Consider the following 16,604-nt stretch of genomic DNA (forward strand, 5'->3'; position numbering starts at 1 on the left):
AGACCTCCTAAACCTCTACCCCCTCGTAAATGGCTTCCAGGCTTATCCCCACGCCGAGGCAGGGCACCTCCGCCACCCCCTCTCCCTCCCACAGGCGGTAAAGCCAACCCTCCTCCTGGCGGAAATAGCCCTCCACCCGCCTTTCCCGGGAGTCCACCAGGAGGTAGCCCTGGAGGCTTGGGAGCTCCCGGTAGCGCCAGAGCTTCTCCCGGCGGTCTATGGCCTCGGTGTTCTCGGAAAGGACTTCCACCACCAGGCAGGGGCGCTCCTTGTATAGGGGGTGGGGGTCTTCTGCGCACACGACCATGAGGTCGGGGTAATAAAAGGTGCGGGAGGAGACCTTGAGCTTCATGTCCGAAACGAAGAGCCTGCACCCCTTGGCCCGGGCGTGAGGGCGGAGATGGTAGAAGAGGTTGCCCACGATGAGGTTATGGGCCTCCGTGGCCCCCGCCATGGGGTAGAGCACGCCCTCCAGGAGCTCGTGGCGCACGGGGGACCGCTCTTCCATGGCCAGGTAGGCCTCGGCGTCCAGAAGCTCCAGGGGCCTTGCCGCCTCGCCCATGGGGCCATTGTACCCCTAGGCGGTGCGCTCCAGGTCCCCCTCTAAGGGCGCCTCCGCCTCCACGTAGAGGGGGGCGAAGGGGGCCTCCTGGTAGAGGCGCACCCGGCCCAGGCGGGCGGCCTCGAGGAGGGCCGCGAAGGCCACCACCTTTTCCCCCCAGGAGGCGAAGGGAAGGCCCTGGAAGGTTACCTTCCCCCGAAGGAGCCCCTTGAGCCGCTCCCAGGCCTCCTTTAGGCCAAAGCCTTCGGGAGGGAGCCGCAGCACCGCCTTTCGGAAGGGCCTGGCCGCCTGCACCAGGACCTTGGGGGAAAGCCTCAGGGCGGGCCGGGGCACGGGGGGCGGCACCGCGGGAACGAGCCGGGCACGGGCCCGGAGGCGGTCCTCCAGGAAGGTTACGGCCTCGGAGAGGTCCAGTAGCGCCTGGACCAGGGGCGCCTCCCCCCCTTCCTCCTCCGGCCTGAGGGCCCGCTCCGGGGCGAGCTTCAGCACCAGAAGTTCGGCCAGGATGGGCAACAGCTCGCTCCGCGCCTTGAGGTCCTCCGGCACCTGGGCGAGGGCCTGCTCCACGAGGGAAAGGACCGGGAGGCCCTTCGGGGAAAGCCTCCCCCGCCTCAAGGCCTCCCGGAGCGCCTCCGGGGTGCCGGAAAAGCCGGGGAAGGTTAGGCGGATCACCGGGAGGCGAAGGCCGGGCGCTTCCTGGGTAGGAGGAGGCCCACCTTCTCCCGCACCTCCTCCATGGTGGCCTGGGCGAGGGCGCGGGCCCTCCGGGCGCCCTCGAGGAGGGCGTCCATCACGTAGTCCGGGTCCCGCTTCAGGGCCTCGGCCCGCTCCCGGATGGGCCCAAGGGCCCGCATAAGGTGGTCAAAGAGGATGCGCTTCACGGTAAGGGTGCCCACCCCGGCCCGGCGGTACTCCTCCTTGAGGGCCTCCACCAGGGGCTCGGGGGCGAAGTAGGCCAGGTAGGTGAAGACCAGGCTCCGCTCCGGGTCCCCGGGGTCGGAGAGGCGGATCCTCTGGGGATCGTCCGGGAGGTGCTGGATCTTCCTCCAGATGCTCTCCTCCGGCTCCAGGAGGCCAATGGTGTTCCCTAAGGACTTGCTCATCTTGGCCCGGCCGTCAATCCCCGGCACCCTGGGGGCCTTGGGGTTCAGGAGGGCCTCGGGCTCGGGGAAGGTCTCCCCGAAGAGGTGGTTGAAGCGGCGGGCGATCTCCCGGGTGAGCTCAATGTGCTGCACCTGGTCCTCGCCCACGGGCACGGTGTCCGCCTTGTAGACCAGGATGTCCGCGGCCTGGAGCACCGGGTAGAGGAGGAGGCCGGACCAGACGGTCTCCTGCTTGCTGGCCTTGTCCTTGAACTGGGTCATGCGGGTGAGGTCCCCCAGGGGGGTCAGGGTGGTGAAGACCCAGGCGAGCTCGGTGTGCTCGGGGACGTGGGACTGGACGAAGAGGGTGACCTTCTCCGGGTCAAGCCCCGCGGCGATGTTCACCAGGGCCGCCTCAAAGGTCCGCTTTGCCAGGGTCTCGGGCTCGTAGGCCAGGGGGTTGGTGAGGGCGTGGTAGTCCACGATGCAAAAGAGGGCGTCCCGGCCCAGCTTTTCCCCGATCTCTACCCATTGCTTGATGGCCCCCAGGTAGTTGCCGATGTGGATCTCCCCGGAGGGCTGGATGCCGGAAAGGACCCGCTTCATTACCCTAAGGGTACGGTGGGGTGAGGGCGCCGTCAACCGCTTGGTAGGATGGCCTTATGAAGGACCTGGTGGAGTACCTGGCGAAGAGCGTGGTGGAGCATCCCGAGGCGGTGCGGGTAGAGGAGGCGCGGGGCCGGGAGGGGCCCGTGTACGTGGTGGCGGTGGCCCCCGAGGACAAGGGGCGCCTGATCGGCAAGGGGGGGCGGGTCATTGAGGCCATCCGCACCCTGGTGCGGGCCTACGCCAGGCGCAAGGTGGGGGTGGAGGTGCGCTGAGGCATAATGAGGGTATGCGCCTTGTGGAGATCGGCCGCCTCGGCGCGCCCTACGCCCTCAAGGGGGGGCTCAGGTTCCGGGGGGAACCGGTGGTGGCCCACCTGGAGCGCATCTACGTGGAAGGGCATGGCTTCAGGGCGGTGGAGGACCTCTACCGGGTGGGGGAGGAGCTCGTGGTCCACCTGGCGGGGGTGACCTCGAGGGAGCTGGCCGAGGCCCTGGTGGGCCTCAGGGTCTATGCGGAGGTGGCGGACCTCCCTCCCTTGGAGGAGGGGCGGTACTACTACTTCGCCCTCATGGGCCTCCCCGTGTACGTGGCCGGGGAGCAGGTGGGGGAGGTGGTGGACATCCTGGACGCCGGGGCCCAGGACGTCCTGGTGATCCGGGGGGTGGGGGAGAGGCTCCGCGACCGCACCGAGCGGCTTGTGCCCCTCCAGGCTCCCTACGTGCGCGTGGAGGAAGGGGCCATCCACGTGGAGCCCATCCCCGGCCTCTTTGACTAGATGCGCTACACCATCCTCACCCTTTTCCCCGGCCTCATCCGTCCCTGGCTGGAGGAGTCCCTGCTGGAAAAGGCCATCGCCCGGGGCCTCCTCGGGGTGGAGGTGGTGGACCTCCGGGACTTCGGCCTGGGGCGGCACCGCACCGTGGACGACACGCCCTACGGGGGCGGGGCGGGGATGGTGATACGGGCGGATGTGGCCGTGGCCGCCCTCGAGGCCGTGCTGCCCGCGGACGAGGTCATCCTCCTCTCCCCGGCAGGGAGGCCCTTCACCCAGGGGGAGGCGGAGGAGCTTGCGGGGAAGGGGCACCTCGTCCTCCTCTGTGGGCGGTACGAGGGGTTTGATGCCCGGGTGGAGGCCTTTGTCACCCGGACCCTTTCCGTGGGGGACTACGTCCTCATGGGAGGGGAGGTGGCGGCCCTAGCCGTCCTGGAGGCCACGGCCCGCCTCGTTCCCGGGGTGATCGGGGACCCCCAGAGCCACCGGGAGGACTCCTTCGTGCGGGGCCTCCTGGACTACCCCCAGTACACCCGCCCGCCCGAGTTCCGGGGCCTTAGGGTCCCCGAGGTCCTGCTTTCGGGCAACCACCGGGAGGTGGACCACTTCCGCCGCCGGGAGGCCCTGCGCCGCACCCTAACCCTCAGGCCCGACCTCCTCTCGGGGGCGAGGATCGGGCCCCTCGAGGCCCTCTGGCTTGCGGAAATGGACCGGGAGGGCTAGACTGGGGGTTGTTTGCCCACGAACCCGCCGAGGGTTCCTCTGGGACGGGAGGCAAGGCGATGAACCGAGGCGCGCTTCTTAAGGTGGTGGAATCCCGCTACACCCGCACCGACCTGCCCGAGTTCCGGCCGGGGGACACCGTGCGGGTAGCCTACCGGGTGAAGGAGGGCAACCGCACCCGCATTCAGAACTTTGAGGGGATCGTCATCAAGGTCCGGCGGAACGGCTACAACTCTAGCTTCACCGTGCGCAAGGTGAGCTATGGGGTAGGGGTGGAGCGCATCTTCCCCCTGAACTCTCCCCTCATTGAACGTATAGAGATCGTGCAGCGGGGCCGCGCCCGCCGGGCCAAGCTCTACTTCATCCGGGAGCTTTCCGAGCGGGAGATCCGCCGCAAGCTCCGCGTGGACCGCAAGCGCCTGGGCCAGGACCAGGAGAGGGCCAAGGCCGAAGGGTAGGGGGCCCCGGTAGAACCTCCCCGCGAGGTTTTGGCTGGGGAAGCCAAAGCAAAGGGGATCACTTCAGAAATCCAAGGGCCCGGGCACGCTCCAGGGCCTCCACCCGGTTCCGGGACTCCAGCTTGGCGTAGAGCCTTTCCAGGTGGTCCCGCACCGTCTCGGGGGAGAGGCCCAGGGCCCGGGCCATCCCCTTGGCGGAAAGCCCCTGGGCGAGGAGCCTCAGGACCTCTTCCTCCCGTGGGGTGAGGGCGGGGAGGTCGGGGGGGAGGAGGCGCTCCTCTCCGGAACGCACCCGGAGGAGCCGCCTTTTGAGCTCCGGGGCGGAAAGCTCCTTGGAGAAGTAGGCATCGGCCCCCGCCAGGGCTGCTTCCCGCAGCAGGACAGGCTCCTGGTAGGTGGTGAGGAGGGCGATGAGCCCGCGGTACCCCCCCTCGCGAAGCCTTCGGGCGCACTCCAGGCCGTCCATCTTGGGCATGCGCAGGTCCAGGAGCACGGCCTCGGGCCTCAGGGCCAGGGTTTGGACCAGGGCCTCCTCCCCGTTGGCCGCCTCGGCCACCACCTTTAGCCCCTCGGCCTCGAGGCCGGCCCGAAGCCCCAGGCGAAAGAGGGGGTGGTCGTCGGCGATGAGAACCCGCATCCCCTTTAGGCTACCCCAGGGCCTATACTCGAGGCATGCCCCTTACCCTGAATGCCCTCAGCGAGCTCACAGGCCTGGCCTCGGAGCATGTCCTCCGGGAAGAGGTGGAGGAGACCGGGACCCCGCCCGAGACCATCCTCTCCAAAATGGCCGAGCGCCTGGCGGTCATGCGGGAGGCCATCCGCCGGGGCCTCGCCTCCGACGCCCCCAGCGTGGCCGGCCTGGTGGGGAAAAACGCCAAGACCCTATGGGAGGCGCCCGATCCCCTAAAGGACCCCCTTTTGAAGCGGGTCCAGGCCTACGCCATGGCGGTGAACGAGGAGAACGCCCGCATGGGCCGCATCGTGGCCGCCCCCACCGCGGGCAGCGCCGGAACCCTTCCCGGGGCCCTCTTGGGCGTGGCGGACCACCTGGGCCTCCCTGACGAGCGCCTCCTCATGCCCCTGATCCTGGCCGCGGGGGTGGCCAAGATGATCAGCCGGGTGATCCACATCGCCGGGGCGAGCGGGGGCTGCCAGGCGGAGATCGGCTCCAGCGCCGCCATGGCCGCGGCCGCGGTGACGGAACTTTTGGGGGGTAGCCCCGAGGCCGCGGCCCATGCCGCCGCCCTGGCCCTCCAGAACACCCTGGGCCTGGTCTGCGACCCCGTGGGGGGGTTTGTGGAGGTGCCCTGCGTGATGCGCAACGGCTTCTACGCCGTTCACGCGGTGAGCGCCGCCTCCATGGCCCTTGCGGGGATAAGGAGCGTCATCCCGCCCGACGAGGTGGTCCTGGCCATGGCCGGCATCGGCCGCCTCCTCCCGTTGGAGCTCAGGGAGACGGGCCTCGGCGGCCTGGCGGACACCCCTACCGGCCGGCGCCTAGCCGAGGAGGCCCTGAGGCGCGGCCAGCCCCAGGAACCCCCCTCCTGAGCTGGCTTTTCCCCTCTGGCCTAGGCCCTTGCGCCCCTACTCCTCCCCCTTGGCGATGGGCACCCCCACCAGGTTCCCCCACTCCGTCCAGGAGCCGTCGTAGTTCTTCACGTGGGGGTAGCCCAGGAGGTACTTGAGGACGAACCAGGAGTGGCTGGAGCGCTCGGCGATGCGGCAGTAGACCACCACGTCCTTGTCCTTGGTGACCCCTAGGGGCTCGTAGAGGGCTTTGAGCTCCTCGGCGCTCTTGAAGGTGCCGTCCGGGTTCACCGCCTTGGCCCAGGGGATGTTCTTCGCCCCTGGGATGTGGCCGGCCCGGAGCGCCCCTTCCTGGGGGTAGTTGGGCATGTGGGTAAGCTCCCCCCGGTACTCCTCGGGGCTCCGCACGTCCACCAGGGCCCCCTTGCCTTCCTTTACCTTCAGGATGTGCTCCAGCACGTCGTCCCGGTAGGCGCGGATGGACTCGTCCCGGTAGGGGACCTCGTAGCGGCCCGGAGGGTAGGAGGGCACCTCGGTGGTGAGGGGCCGGCCCTCCTCCACCCACTTCTGCCGCCCGCCGTTCATGAGGCGCACGTCCCGGTGGCCGTTGTACTTGAAGAACCAGAAGGCATAGGCGGCCCACCAGTTGTTCTTGTCCCCGTAGAGGACCACGGTGGTGTCGTTGGAGATGCCAAGCCGCTCCATGAGCCTGGCGAACCCCTCTTCGTCAATGAAGTCCCGCACCACCGGGTCCCAAAAGTCCCGCTGCCAGTCAATCTTCTGTGCCCCGGGGATGTGGCCGGTGTCGTAAAGGAGGATGTCCTCGTCCACCTCCAGAACCCGCACCGTCGGGTCCTTGAGGTGCTCCTCCACCCACTGGGTGCTCACCAGAACCTCGGGATGGGCGTAGCTCATGCCTGCACCTCCGGACTCCACTATACCCTTGAGCGTGGAAAAAGCAAGGAGAGGGAGGCCACATTTGGGGGCCCTTGTGCCCCGGGGGGGTTTCTGGTATAAAGGCCTTGGGGAGTAGCCGCCCCGGAATGGGGCCAGCCGGTCGTCAGTACGGGAGGGCGTTCCTCCCCGGTCGGCTGGGGCGCTTTAGGCGCATGGCGAGACCACCTGAACGGGTGGCCTCGAGGCCTTTGCTACTCCCCGAAAGGAGGGAAGGATGGACTTTACCCTTTTGCTGATGATCGCGGTCTTCGTGGCCAGCCTGGTGATCCAGTGGAGGCTACAGGCCACCTTTGGCCGGTTTTCCCAGGTGGTCTCCGCCCGGGGCCTCACGGGGGCCCAGGTGGCCCGGGCCATCCTGGACGCCCACGGGCTCACCGGGGTACGGGTGGAGCCCGCGCCGGGGGTCCTCACGGACCACTACGATCCCCAGGCCAAGGCGGTGCGGCTTTCTGAGGCCAACTACGCTTCGCCGAGCCTCGCGGCCCTGGCGGTGGCCGCCCACGAGGTGGGGCATGCCGTTCAGGACGCCCAGGGCTACGCCTGGCTCAGGGTGCGGGCAAACCTCTGGCCCGTGGCGAGCCTAGGGAGCAACCTGGGGCCCATCCTGGTCCTTGTGGGCCTGGGCCTGGGGGCCGTGGGCCTCGCTAAGCTGGGGATCTACCTGTACCTGGCTGTGGCCTTCTTCCAGCTCGTCACCCTGCCCGTGGAGTTTGACGCCTCCAGGAGGGCCCTAGAGTTCCTGAAGCGGATGGGCTTCCTCGCCCCGGGGGAGATGGGCCCCGCCCGCCAGGTCCTGCAGTGGGCGGCCCTCACCTACGTAGCGGCCCTGGCGAGCTCCCTGGCCACCATCCTCTACTACGCCAGCCTGCTCGGGCTTTTCGGCCGGCGGGAGGAGTAGATGCCCCTTCTCCTCTGCCCTAGTTGTGGCGTGGGGATGCGGGAGGTGGAGCGCCGGGGGGTGCTCCTGGACGTCTGCCCCCAGTGCGGAGGGGTTTGGCTGGACCGGGGAGAGCTGGAAAAGCTTCTGGCCGAGGCCCGGGAGGTGGAGCGGGCCTACGAGGAGGAGCGGGAGGCCCACTACCGCGGGGAGGGCAAGCCCTACAAGAAGAAAAAGGGCTTTCTGGAGCTCTTTGACTTCTTTGACTGAGCCTTGGGCCCATGGGCGACCCCCGGGGAAGACCCCGGGGGTTTTGGGTTTGCCCTAGCGGGTGTCCCCGGATCCCCCCAGCTTGCCCCGCTCTTGGCGCGAGCGAAGCTTCTCCAGGTTGGCCTGGGCCACGGCCTCGAGGCTCGCCCCCAGGTCCGTGGCTACCTGGGCCACATACCAGAGCACGTCGCCCAGCTCGGCCAAGAGGGCCTTCCGGATCTCTTCCGTGACCTCGCCCCCCTGGTCCCGGAGCACCTTCTTCACCTTGTTGGCGAGCTCCCCCGCTTCCCCGGCCAGGCCCAGGGTGGGGTAGATCAGGCGGTAGGCCTCCGGGTACAGGGCGGTCTTCCTGGCTTCCTGCTGGTAGGCGTCAAGGGTCATGGGCCACCTCTTCCTTACGGATCGCATAGACCCGGCTTGCCCCGCCCTCGCCGGTGACGCCGTAAAGGGCGTGGCAGGCCTCCATGGTGCGCTTCTGGTGGGTGATCAGGATGAACTGGCGCCCCGTGCGCAGGAACCGGGCGAAGCGCAGGAGGTTGGCCTCGTCCAAAGCCGCATCTACCTCGTCCAGGACCAAAAGGGGCACCCCCCCTTGGACCTCCCCTAGGGCGAAGAGAAAGGCCAGGGCCCCCAGGGTCTTCTCCCCTAGGGAGAGGAGCCGGAGGTCCTGGGTGCGCTTGCCCTTGGGTACCAGGAAAAGCCTCAAGCCCCTGCCCTCCCGGCGGACCTCGGCCCTGGCCCCAAGGAGGGCTTCCGCGTGGGCAGAGAAGGCCTCCCGGAACCTCTGGAAGCTCTCCTGAAGGCGCTGGCCGTACTCCCTTTCCACCCCCTTGACCTCGGCCTCGAGGCGGAGGAGGGCCTCCGTGGCCTCGGCCACCTCCCGCTCCTTCTCCTCCAGAAGGGGCTTTAGGGCCTCCAGTTCCCGCGCGGCCAAGGCGTTCACCGGGCCTAGGGCCTCCCGCTCCCGCTCCACCTGCGCAAGCCTCGCCTGCAGGGCCCGGGGGGAGCCCGGGTGGCGCTCTAGGGGGGGAAGCCCCTTCAGCTCCCTCGCCAGCTCCTCTAGGAGGGCTTCCCGGCGCGCCAGGGTGAGGCGTAGGGTTTCCCGCTCGGCGAGGAGGGCGTTCCGGCGGGCGAGGTTCCGGCTCAGGGCCTCCTCCACCCCTGCCCTCTGCCGGCGCACCTCTTCCAGCCGGGCCGCAAGCTCCCGGGCCTCCGCCTCCAGGGGGGCGAAGGCCTCTAGGCGGCCTTGGATCCCGGCCAGGCGGGCTTGGACCCGCTTCGCCTCCTCCTTGGCCTGTTGCCAGGCAGCGTGGGCTTGGGAGAGGATCCGCCACCGCTCCCAGGCCTCGGCCTGGGCCAGGGCGTCCTCCAGGGCCTGCCTTTCCTCCTGAAGGCGCCTCAGGGGGGTCTCCTCCCAGGCCTCCTGGGGGGGAAGGGGGGGGTCGGGGGCCCGGGGCAGAGGGGCGTTCAGACGGGCTTTTAGGGCCGCCACCTCGGCCTTGAGCCCCTCCAGGGCCTCGGCCGGGGGCAGGGCGGCCAAGGCCTGGGCCAGGGCCTGGCCCCGCTCCTCCAGGCGGCTTTGCTCCCCCTCCAACTCCTCCAGCCGGCGGCGGAGCAGGAGGGCCTCCCCCCCTCGGCGCACCCTCCCTCCCGTGAGGGCGCCCGTCCGCTCCAGGACCTCTCCCTCCAGGGTCACCAGGCGCTCCCGCCCCCCCGCCTTGCGGTAGGCCAGGGCGGCCTCGAGGTCCTCCAGGACCAGGGTGTCCGAGAGGAGGGCCCGGAGGATGGCCTCCTCGGGGAGAGGGCCTTCTAGGCGCAGGCGGGCCAGCCGGTAGGCCGGGCCGAGGAGGCCGGGAAAGGGGCGGGGCGGGGGAGGGGAGGGGGGTTGGAGGAGGGTGAGGGGGAGGAAGGTGGCCCGGCCGCCTTCCCGCTTGAGCCGGGCGATGGCCGCCTTGGCCGCGGCCTCGTCCTCCGCAAGCACCCACTGCAGCCGGGGCCCGAGGGCCACCTCCAGCGCCAGCTCCAGGCCGGGCTCGGGGCGGATCAGGTCGGCCACCACCCCGAGGATCCCGGGAAGCCCCCGGGCCCGCCGCGGCCCCTCCTGCAGGTCGGCCCCCGAGGCCAGGAGCTCCCTAAGCCGCTCCCGCTCCCGCCTCAGGGCCTGGGCCTGGGCCCGGACCTCCTGGAGCTCGGCGAGAAGGCGCGCCCTTTGCCTGGCCGCCTCCTCCAGGGGGGCAAGGGCCCTCTCTTTCTCCGCCAGCTCCCTTTCCAGCCTGGCCCGTTCCTCCAGGGTCTCCTGGTAGGCCCGGAGGCGCTCCTGGTGGCGGGCAGCGGCGAGCTCGTACCGGCGCCAGGCCTCCTCCAGCTGGCGCTTCCGGGCCAGGAGCCGGGCCTCCTCCCCCTTCAGGGCCTGGAGGCGGGCCCGCGCCTCCTCCAGGCCCAGGGCGGGGGCCGGGGGAGGGGGGCCGGGGTCCTCCGGTGGGGGGCGGTCCAGGGCCTTCAGGACGCGGAGGAGCTCCCGCGCCTCCCCCTCCAGGGCTTCCTTCTCCTTAAGGCCCAGGCGGGCCGCCTCCAGGCGTTCCCTCAGGGCTTCGGCTTCCTGGAGGAGGGCCTGCCGCCTCCCTTCCAGAGCCTGGCGCTCGGCCGAAAGCCGCCCCTCCTCCCCCTCCAGGGCCTCGAGGCGGGCCTGGATCCCCTCCACCTCCCTCTCCGCCTCCTCCTTCCGGGCGAGGAGGAGGCTTCGCCTCAGGGCCAGGGCCAAGGTGGCGAGCTCCTGGGCCCTTTTGGCCGCCTCCGCCTCCTGGCCCAAGGCCTCGGCCCTGCCCTTGAGGGCGGCGAGCTCCTTCTCCCGCTCCGCGAGGAGGGCCAGGGCCTCCTCCAGGCGGGCCTTCGCCGCCTGGGCGGCCTCGGCCACGGGGCGGAGCCCAGAGGCTTCCTCCAGGTGCGCGAGAAGGGTCTCCTCCGGGGCCTCGAGGAGGGCCCCCACCTCCCCCTGGCCCACGATGGCGTACCCGCCCCGGCCCAGGCCGGTGCCCGCGAGGTGGAGGGCCAGGGCTTTGGCGCTCAAGGGGCGGCCGTTTACCCGGAGGAACGCCCTTTCCCCCTCTATGCGCCTTTCCACCAGGAGGCGCTCCCGCCCCCGCGAAAGCTCTAGGCGCACCTCGGCGAAGCTGGCGGGGGGAAGGCGCTCGCCGCCGTGAAAGAGCAGGGCCTTCAGTTCCTGGCCCCTAAGCTCCTGGGCCCGGGCCCCGGTAACAAACCTTAGGGCCTCCACCAGGTTGCTCTTGCCCGAACCGTTGGGGCCGATGATCCCCGTGATGGGGTCGGGGAAGTCCAGCACCGCGCGCTCGGCGAAGGACTTGAACCCCTGCAGGACAAGGCGGTCAATGCGCCAGGCTTCCCTCATGGCAGGCGGATGGGCTGGTTCAGGTCCAGATGGGCCAGGCCAGGGCTCGGCCTCCCCTCCACCAAAAAGCGCACCTCCTCGGCCTGGGGGAAGGTGGCGAGGAGGGTGTAGGCCAGGCTGTAGAGGCGGTAGGCCTCGAGGGTGGCGTCCAGCCCCAGGGCGAAGTCCTGGGGGAGGTCCACCACCAGGCGCTGGCCCTGGAAGAAGAGGGCGAGGGGCCTCGGGGCCGCTACCGCCTGGGACCAGGCCTTGAGGGCCGCGGCCCCGGGGGATTCCCCCGGGCCCAGGCTCAGGGTCTGGGTCTCCTTGAGAAACCCCTGGGGCGGGTTGGGGCGGTAGAGCACCAGGGTAAGGCTTTGGGCGCGGACCTCCTCCGCAGGGAGGGGAAGGGCCGTGGGGGCCCGGACCCCCTGGGTCTTCCAGTAGAAGAGGCCTCCCGTGAGGCAGACGGCAAGCCCTAGGAGGTTCCATAGGGTAAGGAGCCTTCTCATGGCGCCTCCAGGTAGGCCTGGACGGCCTGGGCCACGGCCTGGGCGAGCTCCTCTCGGGCCTTCGGGTCCTTGAGCCGGTCTACGCCCACCTCCAAGACCACGGCTGCCCCGGGGATATCGGTGAGGGCGTAGGGGCCTTCCGCCTTGGCCACCACGATGCCCAGGGCGGAGAAGGCCTTTTCCAAGGCCTCGGCCAGGCGGTGGGGGCTCCCCGCGTAGGCCTTGAGGAGGGCGGCCTGGGCCTTGGGGGCGGTGAGGAGGAGGCGCTCCGCGTTTTGGGCCAGGGGGGAGGAGCGGGCCTTGGGCAGGTAGAGGTTCACCGCCGCCCCCCAGGTGGCGTGGAAGGAGAGGAGGACGCTGGCCGCCTGGGCCTGGCGCAGGCGGGCCTCGAGGGGAAGGGTCTCATCCCCCGTGCGGGTGAGGCGGCTTCCTGGCAGGCGGGCGGCCACCCTCTTGGCCAGGTCCAGGGTGAGGTCCTTTTCCTTGAGGTCGCCGAGGGCGATCCCGGGGTCGCTCCCCCCATGCCCCGGGTCCAGGAGCACCGAGGGGCGGGGGAGGGGGAGGGGGCCCCACTCCAGGACCACCTGGCCTCCCCCGGGGTAGTAGAGGCGGTCGGGGGGGCGGGAGAGGGGAAGGAAGAGGCCCAGGGCCTCCCGTTGGAAGCCAGGGTCCTCCCCCTGGGTCAGGGGGAAGAGGACCCCACCCGCCTGGACTACGGCGTTCACCTCGCGGGTGAATCGGAGGAGGAGACGGTCGGGGGCCCTTTCCACCTGAAGGAGCCTGGCCCAGGGGAGGGTGAGCCGAACGCCCACCTCCGCCCGGTACTCCAGGCCTAGGGCCTCGGCTAAGGGGCGGAGGGGGACGTACACCTTGTCCCCTCGTGGCCACGCGGCCCTCATCTGGGCGGCCCGGGCCTCCTCCTTCACGATGGGGAAGGTGCGCTGGCGGCTTCCCAGGCCGAGGGCCACCGCGCCTTCTCCCTGCCACAGGCTAAGCCCCAGGCCCTGGGCCACCAGGCGGGCCTCCCCGTAGGCCACCCCCGACCCTCCCGGGTAAAGGGCCTCCCCCTGGAGGGTGCCCACCTGGAGGGGCTTGGGGGCTTGGGCCAGGGCCAGGGAGAGGAAGGGAAGGAGCCAGGCCTTCCTCAGGCCAAGGGTGTCCCAACGCGGCCTCACAGCTCCTCCAGGGCCCGGCGCAGCGCGGCCCTCTTGTCCTCGGCCTTCTTCTCGTAGGCCCTCTTGCCCCGGGCGAGGCCCAGGAGGACCTTGGCGTAGCCCCGCTCGTTGAAGTAGATCTTGAGGGGCACCAGGGTGAGGCCTTTCTGCTCCACCTTGCCCAGGAGGCGCTTGAGCTCGTGCCGGTGCAGGAGAAGCTTCCTGGGCCTCCTGGGGTCCACGTTCATGTAGGAGCCCTTCTCGTAGGGAGCGATGTAAAGGTTTTCCAAAAAAAGCTCCCCGTCCCGGAAGCGGGCGAAGCTTCCGGTAAAGTCCACCTTGCCCTCCCGGAGGGACTTGACCTCCGTCCCCTTGAGGGCGATGCCGGCCTCGTAGGTCTCTAGGACCTCGTAGTCGTGACGGGCCCGGCGGTTTTCCAACGTAGGCCGCACGGGGCCTATCTTACCCGATAGGCCTCCTCCCGGCGGTGCCGGAGGATGGGGTAGGTTTCCCGGTAGGCCTCGAGGAAGTCCCAGTCAGGCTCGGCCAAAAGGAGCCCCTCCTCCTCCCGCCTTCCTAGGACGCGCCCATCGGGGGCCAGGAATAGGGTAGGGCTTCCGGAAGGCCGGGCGCGGGCCTTTTCCCCAGGACGAGCTCGGGCAGGAGCAAAAGCCCCGCCCCCTCCTCCCGGGCGGCCCGGGCCAGGGGGCTTAGGGCCTTAAGGAGCGCCTTTAGGCTTTCCCGCTTGCAAAGATGGGCGAGGGCGAGGCGCATTACCTCCGGCCCAAGAGGTGCCAGGCGCTGGGGAGGAGGAGGGCGGCGAGGACCGCCTTTACCAAATCCCCGGGGATGAAGGGGAAGAGGCCCATGGCCCACAGCGCCCCAAGGCCGGCGAACTTCCCCACCCCCATGAGCCAGGCGGCGAGCCAGGGAAGCCCTACCAGGTAGAGGAGAGCGTTGCCGAGGAGCATGGCGAGGAGGGTGCCGGGGAAGCTTCGGTCCAGGCCGAACCGCTCCACCAAAAGCCCCACGAGCCCCGCCGCCAGGGGAAAGGCCAGGAGGAAGCCTCCGGTGGGTCCGAGGATCTTGGCCAGGCCCCCGGTGCCTCCGGCGAAGACGGGGAGGCCCATGGCCCCCTCGAGGAGGTAGGCCAGGAGGGATAGGAAGCCCAGGCGGCTTCCCAGGGCTGCCCCCACCAGAAGGAGGCCGAGGGTCTGCCCGGTGATGGGGACCGGGGTGAAGGGAAGGGGGATGGAGATCTGGGCCAGGAGGGCCACGAAGAAGCTTCCCGCCAGGATAAGGGCGAGATCTCGGGAGAGGGTCCTCGTGGGCCAGAGGGTTTTGGCCAGGGGTAGGTAGGGCAAGGACTGGGTTGCCTTCATACGCGTCTCCTTGAACCCCCGCCGGGGTTCGTAAACCAAAATTACGGGTAAGGGTTGATGAAGTCAAGCGATCCCGGGCCCTTATCCCCGTGGCCCGGGCGCCTTATGGCCGGGGGGTGGGGAAAAGGGGGTAGAATGCCGGGGGAAGGAGGACGGTATGCGCGTGGGTATCAACGGATTTGGTCGGATCGGACGGCAGGTCTTCCGCATCCTCCACGAGAGAGGGGTGGAGGTGGCCCTCGTCAACGACCTCACGGACAACAAGACCCTGGCCCACCTCCTCAAGTACGATTCCGTCTACGGCCGCTTTCCCGGGGAGGTGGGCTACGACGAGGCCCACCTCTACGTGGACGGGAAGGCCGTCCGGGCCACGGCCCACAAGGACCCGCGGGAGATCCCCTGGGCCGAGGTGGGCGTGGGCCTGGTGGTGGAGTCCACCGGAGTCTTCACCGACGCGGAAAAGGCCCGGGCCCACCTCGAGGCGGGGGCCAGGAAGGTGATCATCACCGCCCCCGCCAAGGGGGAGGACCTCACCGTGGTCCTGGGGGTGAACCACGAGCAGTACGACCCCGCCAGGCACCACATCCTCTCCAACGCCAGCTGTACCACCAACTCCCTCGCTCCCGTGATGAAGGTCCTGGAGGAGGCCTTCGGGGTGGAGAAGGCCCTCATGACCACGGTCCACTCCTACACCAACGACCAGCGCCTCCTGGACCTGCCCCACAAGGACCTCCGCCGGGCCCGGGCGGCGGCGGTGAACGTCATCCCCACCACCACCGGGGCCGCCAAGGCCACCGCCCTGGTCCTTCCCGCCTTCAAGGGGCGGTTTGACGGGATGGCCCTCCGGGTCCCCACCCCCACGGGAAGCATCTCCGACATCACCGCCCTCCTCAAGCGGGAGGTGACCGCCGAGGAGGTGAACGCCGCCCTCAAGGCCGCGGCGGAGGGCCCCCTGAAGGGCATCCTGGCCTACACCGAGGACGAGATCGTCCTCCGGGACATCGTCATGGACCCCCACTCCTCCATCGTGGACGGGAAGCTCACCAAGGCCATCGGCAGCCTGGTGAAGGTCTTCGCCTGGTACGACAACGAGTGGGGCTACGCCAACCGGGTGGCCGACCTGGTGGAGCTCGTCTTGAAGAAGGGGGTCTAGATGCGCACCCTCAAGGACCTGGACCCTAAGGGGAAGAGGGTCCTGGTGCGGGTGGACTTCAACGTCCCCGTCAAGGACGGGCAGGTGCAGGACGAGACCCGCATCCTGGAAAGCCTCCCCACCCTGCGCCACCTCCTCGCGGGGGGGGCTTCCCTCGTCCTCCTCTCCCACCTGGGCCGTCCCAAGGGGTCCGACCCCAAATACTCCCTGGCCCCCGTGGGCGAGGCCCTAAAGCGCCACCTCCCTGGGGCCCGCTTCGCCCCCTTCCTTCCGGGCTCGGAGGAGGCCCTTAGGGAGGCGGAGGGGCTAAGGCCCGGGGAGGTTCTCCTCTTGGAGAACGTTCGCTTTGAGCCGGGGGAGGAGAAGAACGACCCCGAGCTTTCCGCCCGCTACGCCAGGCTGGGGGAGGCCTTCGTCCTGGACGCCTTCGGAAGCGCCCACCGGGCCCACGCCAGCGTGGTGGGGGTGGCGAGGCTCCTGCCCGCCTACGCGGGCTTCCTCATGGAGAAGGAAGTGAGGGCCCTCTCCCGCCTCCTCCAGGACCCCGAGCGTCCCTACGCCGTGGTCTTGGGCGGGGCCAAGGTCTCCGACAAGATCGGGGTCATAGAAAGCCTCCTTCCCCGCATAGACCGCCTCCTCATCGGGGGGGCCATGGCCTTCACCTTCCTCAAGGCCCTGGGGGGCGAGGTGGGGAAGAGCCTCCTGGAGGAGGACCGGCTGGACCTGGCCAAAGACCTCTTGGGGCGGGCGGAGGCCTTGGGCGTGCAGGTGTTCCTTCCGGAGGACGTGGTGGCGGCGGAGCGCATAGAGCCCGGCGTAGAGACCCGGGTCTTCCCCGCCAGGGCCATCCCCATCCCCTACATGGGCCTGGACATCGGGCCCAAGACCCAGAAGGCCTTCGCCGAGGCCCTAAAGGGCGTGCGCACCGCCTTCTGGAACGGCCCCATGGGGGTGTTTGAGGTGCCGCCCTTTGACCAGGGCACCCTGGCCGTGGGCCGGGCCCTGGCCGGGCTGGAAGGGGCCTTCACCGTGGTGGGCGGGGGGGATTCCGTGGCGGCGGTGAACCGCCTGGGCCTCCAGGACCGCTTCGGCCACGTGTCCACCGGGGGCGGCGCGAGCCTAGAGTTTTTGGAGAAGGGCACTCTTCCCGGGATTGAGGTCCTAAAGTAGCCCGCCCAGGT

The 16,604-nt window shown here is 69.9% G+C and carries 21 protein-coding genes; 9 read left to right on the forward strand and 12 right to left on the reverse strand.

The window, feature by feature from the left end; translation table 11 throughout:
- Positions 1–7 precede the first annotated feature (7 nt).
- The 3 genes from H531_RS0104890 to trpS are packed head-to-tail and all read right to left on the reverse strand — an operon-like array spanning position 8 to position 2,250.
- Positions 8–562, reverse strand: coding sequence for a Uma2 family endonuclease (locus H531_RS0104890; RefSeq protein ID WP_022798245.1), 555 nt, complete (start codon positions 560–562; stop codon positions 8–10).
- 15 nt (positions 563–577) lie between these two features.
- Positions 578–1,234 carry a chromosome segregation protein ScpA gene (locus H531_RS0104895; RefSeq protein WP_022798246.1) on the reverse strand — a complete coding sequence of 219 codons (657 nt, stop codon included), beginning with the start codon at positions 1,232–1,234 and terminating at the stop codon, positions 578–580.
- A complete protein-coding gene (gene trpS / locus H531_RS0104900; RefSeq protein ID WP_022798247.1) occupies positions 1,231–2,250 on the reverse strand; it encodes a tryptophan--tRNA ligase in 1,020 nt (339 codons plus the stop codon). Before trpS ends, H531_RS0104895 begins: the two co-directional genes overlap by 4 nt.
- A 56-nt stretch (positions 2,251–2,306) precedes the next feature.
- On the opposite strand from trpS, the gene H531_RS0104905 reads away from it, so the two are divergent.
- Genes H531_RS0104905 through rplS form a run of 4 tightly spaced genes read left to right on the forward strand, consistent with a single transcriptional unit; the run spans position 2,307 to position 4,206 of the window.
- Positions 2,307–2,525, forward strand: coding sequence for a KH domain-containing protein (locus H531_RS0104905; RefSeq protein ID WP_022798248.1), 219 nt, complete (start codon positions 2,307–2,309; stop codon positions 2,523–2,525).
- A gap of 14 nt (positions 2,526–2,539) precedes the next feature.
- Positions 2,540–3,028, forward strand: a complete 489-nt coding sequence (gene rimM / locus H531_RS0104910; RefSeq protein WP_022798249.1) for a ribosome maturation factor RimM — start codon at positions 2,540–2,542, stop codon at positions 3,026–3,028.
- Complete coding sequence (trmD, locus tag H531_RS0104915; RefSeq protein WP_022798250.1) at positions 3,029–3,748, forward strand: tRNA (guanosine(37)-N1)-methyltransferase TrmD; 720 nt, start codon at positions 3,029–3,031, stop codon at positions 3,746–3,748. It begins immediately after the preceding gene.
- A gap of 59 nt (positions 3,749–3,807) precedes the next feature.
- On the forward strand, positions 3,808–4,206 hold the full coding sequence (gene rplS, locus H531_RS0104920) for a 50S ribosomal protein L19 (RefSeq protein ID WP_028490655.1): 399 nt from the start codon (positions 3,808–3,810) through the stop codon (positions 4,204–4,206).
- Positions 4,207–4,264: 58 nt separating this feature from the next.
- Here the strand turns inward: rplS and H531_RS0104925 are convergent, their stop codons facing one another.
- Positions 4,265–4,843 (reverse strand): response regulator, encoded by a 579-nt coding sequence (locus tag H531_RS0104925; protein ID WP_022798252.1) that lies wholly within the window; start codon positions 4,841–4,843, stop codon positions 4,265–4,267.
- A gap of 35 nt (positions 4,844–4,878) precedes the next feature.
- Here H531_RS0104925 and sdaAA point away from each other — a divergent pair, with 35 nt between their 5' ends.
- The gene (gene sdaAA / locus H531_RS0104930) at positions 4,879–5,754 is read left to right on the forward strand and encodes an L-serine ammonia-lyase, iron-sulfur-dependent, subunit alpha (RefSeq protein ID WP_022798253.1); all 876 of its coding nucleotides are present in this window, start codon (positions 4,879–4,881) and stop codon (positions 5,752–5,754) included.
- Between the two features lie 36 nt (positions 5,755–5,790).
- On the opposite strand, the gene H531_RS0104935 is transcribed toward sdaAA, so the two are convergent.
- On the reverse strand, positions 5,791–6,648 hold the full coding sequence (locus H531_RS0104935) for a sulfurtransferase (protein ID WP_022798254.1): 858 nt from the start codon (positions 6,646–6,648) through the stop codon (positions 5,791–5,793).
- Positions 6,649–6,904: 256 nt separating this feature from the next.
- Between H531_RS0104935 and H531_RS0104940 the strand changes: the two genes are divergently transcribed.
- Entirely contained in the window at positions 6,905–7,588 is a 684-nt protein-coding gene (locus H531_RS0104940; RefSeq protein WP_022798255.1) for a zinc metallopeptidase, read from the forward strand.
- On the forward strand, positions 7,589–7,837 hold the full coding sequence (locus tag H531_RS0104945) for a TFIIB-type zinc ribbon-containing protein (protein ID WP_022798256.1): 249 nt from the start codon (positions 7,589–7,591) through the stop codon (positions 7,835–7,837).
- A gap of 54 nt (positions 7,838–7,891) precedes the next feature.
- On the opposite strand, the gene H531_RS0104950 is transcribed toward H531_RS0104945, so the two are convergent.
- From H531_RS0104950 to H531_RS0104985, 7 genes are all read right to left on the reverse strand, one after another.
- Positions 7,892–8,218 (reverse strand): nucleoside triphosphate pyrophosphohydrolase family protein, encoded by a 327-nt coding sequence (locus tag H531_RS0104950; RefSeq protein ID WP_022798257.1) that lies wholly within the window; start codon positions 8,216–8,218, stop codon positions 7,892–7,894.
- On the reverse strand, positions 8,208–11,243 hold the full coding sequence (locus H531_RS0104955) for an SMC hinge domain-related protein (RefSeq protein ID WP_022798258.1): 3,036 nt from the start codon (positions 11,241–11,243) through the stop codon (positions 8,208–8,210). The genes H531_RS0104950 and H531_RS0104955 overlap by 11 nt, the downstream gene beginning before the upstream one ends.
- Positions 11,240–11,734, reverse strand: coding sequence for a GerMN domain-containing protein (locus tag H531_RS0104960; protein ID WP_022798259.1), 495 nt, complete (start codon positions 11,732–11,734; stop codon positions 11,240–11,242). The genes H531_RS0104955 and H531_RS0104960 overlap by 4 nt, the downstream gene beginning before the upstream one ends.
- A complete protein-coding gene (locus H531_RS0104965) occupies positions 11,731–12,882 on the reverse strand; it encodes an N-acetylmuramoyl-L-alanine amidase family protein (RefSeq protein ID WP_028490656.1) in 1,152 nt (383 codons plus the stop codon). Before H531_RS0104965 ends, H531_RS0104960 begins: the two co-directional genes overlap by 4 nt.
- Positions 12,883–12,905: 23 nt before the next feature.
- A complete protein-coding gene (smpB, locus tag H531_RS0104970) occupies positions 12,906–13,340 on the reverse strand; it encodes an SsrA-binding protein SmpB (protein ID WP_022798261.1) in 435 nt (144 codons plus the stop codon).
- 124 nt (positions 13,341–13,464) lie between these two features.
- The gene (locus H531_RS14745; RefSeq protein ID WP_022798263.1) at positions 13,465–13,662 is read right to left on the reverse strand and encodes a hypothetical protein; all 198 of its coding nucleotides are present in this window, start codon (positions 13,660–13,662) and stop codon (positions 13,465–13,467) included.
- Positions 13,662–14,270: a biotin transporter BioY gene (locus tag H531_RS0104985; RefSeq protein ID WP_022798264.1), complete on the reverse strand. Its 609-nt coding sequence runs from the start codon at positions 14,268–14,270 to the stop codon at positions 13,662–13,664. The genes H531_RS14745 and H531_RS0104985 overlap by 1 nt, the downstream gene beginning before the upstream one ends.
- A gap of 157 nt (positions 14,271–14,427) precedes the next feature.
- Here H531_RS0104985 and gap point away from each other — a divergent pair, with 157 nt between their 5' ends.
- Positions 14,428–15,423 (forward strand): type I glyceraldehyde-3-phosphate dehydrogenase, encoded by a 996-nt coding sequence (gene gap, locus H531_RS0104990; RefSeq protein ID WP_022798265.1) that lies wholly within the window; start codon positions 14,428–14,430, stop codon positions 15,421–15,423.
- The gene (locus tag H531_RS0104995; RefSeq protein ID WP_022798266.1) at positions 15,424–16,593 is read left to right on the forward strand and encodes a phosphoglycerate kinase; all 1,170 of its coding nucleotides are present in this window, start codon (positions 15,424–15,426) and stop codon (positions 16,591–16,593) included.
- The last annotated feature ends 11 nt before the right edge of the window (positions 16,594–16,604 follow it).

The sequence above is a fragment of the Thermus islandicus DSM 21543 genome (genome assembly GCF_000421625.1).
Classification (GTDB): Bacteria; Deinococcota; Deinococci; order Deinococcales; family Thermaceae; genus Thermus; species Thermus islandicus.

Bases quoted from the DNA above. Each gene is read 5' to 3' on its own strand.
- H531_RS0104890 (WP_022798245.1), bottom strand. From the start codon at position 562: ATGGGCGAGGCGGCAAGGCCCCTGGAGCTTCTGGACGCCGAGGCCTAC.
- trpS (WP_022798247.1), bottom strand. From the start codon at position 2,250: ATGAAGCGGGTCCTTTCCGGCATCCAGCCCTCCGGGGAGATCCACATC.
- H531_RS0104905 (WP_022798248.1), top strand. From the start codon at position 2,307: ATGAAGGACCTGGTGGAGTACCTGGCGAAGAGCGTGGTGGAGCATCCC.
- rimM (WP_022798249.1), top strand. From the start codon at position 2,540: ATGCGCCTTGTGGAGATCGGCCGCCTCGGCGCGCCCTACGCCCTCAAG.
- trmD (WP_022798250.1), top strand. From the start codon at position 3,029: ATGCGCTACACCATCCTCACCCTTTTCCCCGGCCTCATCCGTCCCTGG.
- rplS (WP_028490655.1), top strand. From the start codon at position 3,808: ATGAACCGAGGCGCGCTTCTTAAGGTGGTGGAATCCCGCTACACCCGC.
- H531_RS0104925 (WP_022798252.1), bottom strand. From the start codon at position 4,843: ATGCGGGTTCTCATCGCCGACGACCACCCCCTCTTTCGCCTGGGGCTT.
- sdaAA (WP_022798253.1), top strand. From the start codon at position 4,879: ATGCCCCTTACCCTGAATGCCCTCAGCGAGCTCACAGGCCTGGCCTCG.
- H531_RS0104935 (WP_022798254.1), bottom strand. From the start codon at position 6,648: ATGAGCTACGCCCATCCCGAGGTTCTGGTGAGCACCCAGTGGGTGGAG.
- H531_RS0104940 (WP_022798255.1), top strand. From the start codon at position 6,905: ATGGACTTTACCCTTTTGCTGATGATCGCGGTCTTCGTGGCCAGCCTG.
- H531_RS0104945 (WP_022798256.1), top strand. From the start codon at position 7,589: ATGCCCCTTCTCCTCTGCCCTAGTTGTGGCGTGGGGATGCGGGAGGTG.
- H531_RS0104950 (WP_022798257.1), bottom strand. From the start codon at position 8,218: ATGACCCTTGACGCCTACCAGCAGGAAGCCAGGAAGACCGCCCTGTAC.
- H531_RS0104955 (WP_022798258.1), bottom strand. From the start codon at position 11,243: ATGAGGGAAGCCTGGCGCATTGACCGCCTTGTCCTGCAGGGGTTCAAG.
- H531_RS0104960 (WP_022798259.1), bottom strand. From the start codon at position 11,734: ATGAGAAGGCTCCTTACCCTATGGAACCTCCTAGGGCTTGCCGTCTGC.
- H531_RS14745 (WP_022798263.1), bottom strand. From the start codon at position 13,662: ATGCGCCTCGCCCTCGCCCATCTTTGCAAGCGGGAAAGCCTAAAGGCG.
- H531_RS0104985 (WP_022798264.1), bottom strand. From the start codon at position 14,270: ATGAAGGCAACCCAGTCCTTGCCCTACCTACCCCTGGCCAAAACCCTC.
- gap (WP_022798265.1), top strand. From the start codon at position 14,428: ATGCGCGTGGGTATCAACGGATTTGGTCGGATCGGACGGCAGGTCTTC.
- H531_RS0104995 (WP_022798266.1), top strand. From the start codon at position 15,424: ATGCGCACCCTCAAGGACCTGGACCCTAAGGGGAAGAGGGTCCTGGTG.